1 protein-coding gene is annotated in these 1,349 nt (G+C 57.4%); it reads left to right on the top strand.

Features of this window, described 5'->3' with window-relative positions:
- Positions 1-403: 403 nt before the first annotated feature.
- Positions 404-1,349 (top strand): MCP four helix bundle domain-containing protein (locus tag B060_RS0123520; RefSeq protein WP_018084229.1); only part of this gene is annotated, 946 nt, incomplete at its 3' end.

The raw sequence follows: 1,349 nt of genomic DNA, 5'->3' as shown, positions 1-1,349 counted from the left end.
GGCGCCGCTCAGGTGCTGTCGGCCTCCGGCGAACTGGCCCATCAGGCCGCCAATCTGCGCAACCAGATCAACAGCTTCCTCGCGCATGTGAGAGCAGCGTGACGGCTGCCCTCACGCATTTTCATTGCCCTACCGCTTCGCTGCTTGAGGGCTAGACGAGCGGCCTAAAACCTCACTTGCAAAACCTAAAGAGGGCGCGGCGATTGATCATCATCGCGCCCTATTGGTGTCTTTTACGGCGAAATTTCTACTTCTAGTCTACAATTAATAGGTTCTTCACCATAACAATCCATTTTGAGAACTCAGTGTCGAATGGTCTGCGTATCAAGAACCGAACCGATCCGTGATGGTAACGCAGGCCGCCGGGTACGACGCCTATTTGTGTCGGCTCAGAGGGATGCCTATGTTCAAGAATATGACAATCCGCGCGCGCGTTATCGCCGCCTTCGCCCTGGTGCTTTGCGCCACTATCGGTCTCGGTCTGTTTTCCATTCTGCGCCTGAGCGCGGTCAATGCCGCCGCTGGCGATGTCGCTACCAACTGGTTGCCCTCCGCCAATGTGGTAGGCGATATTTCACAGGATTTTGAGCAGATGCGCCTGCGCCAGATGCAGGTCGCCACCATGACGGGTGCTGAAAAAGAAGAGGCCCTTGGCAAGGCGGCTCAGTCCAAAAAAATCATGGCGAAAGATATCGCGGCCTACACCCCGCTGATCAGCGGCGATGACGAACGTGCCGTGGCGGATGACATGCTAAAGGCCCTTAAAACATACGACAGCATGACCGATACGTTTATGGCTATGGTCAATTCGGGCGACACAGTGGGTGCAACCATCTATTTCATGGGGCCGTTTCAGGATCATGGGCAAATTGTCCGCAAAACCATTCGCGCCAACCGCAAATTCCAGCTTGAAAAGGGTACAATGGCCGCAGAAGCCGGTGCTGCCCTCGGCAAGGCCGCCATCGCCCTCATCATGATCGCCCTGGGTGCGACGGCCGCCGTCTGCTTCGTCATTGGCTTCGCCATGATCCGCGGCATTTCCCTGCCGATCAGCCGCATGTCGGGCGCCATGCAGAAACTCGCCGATGGCGACACCGCCGTCGTCATCCCCAATGTCGGCGAACGCAGCGAAATCGGCGATATGGCCAAAACGGTCGAGGTCTTCAAGGACAATCTGATCCGCACGCGTGCCCTCGAAGAACAAACCCTTCAGGCCCGCGCAGATGCCGAGGTACAGCGCAAGAAGACCATGTGCGACCTCGCCGACCAGTTTGAGAACGCCGTCGGCGGCATTGTCGATATGGTGTCCTCCGCCGCTACCGAAATGCAGGCCACGGCTCAGCAACTGA

Origin of the sequence: Asticcacaulis benevestitus DSM 16100 = ATCC BAA-896, from assembly GCF_000376105.1 — a bacterium.
GTDB classification, from domain to species: domain Bacteria; phylum Pseudomonadota; class Alphaproteobacteria; order Caulobacterales; family Caulobacteraceae; genus Asticcacaulis; species Asticcacaulis benevestitus.
The sequence above is the reverse complement of the archived record's forward strand: the minus strand, read 5'-3'. Positions and strand labels throughout refer to the sequence as shown.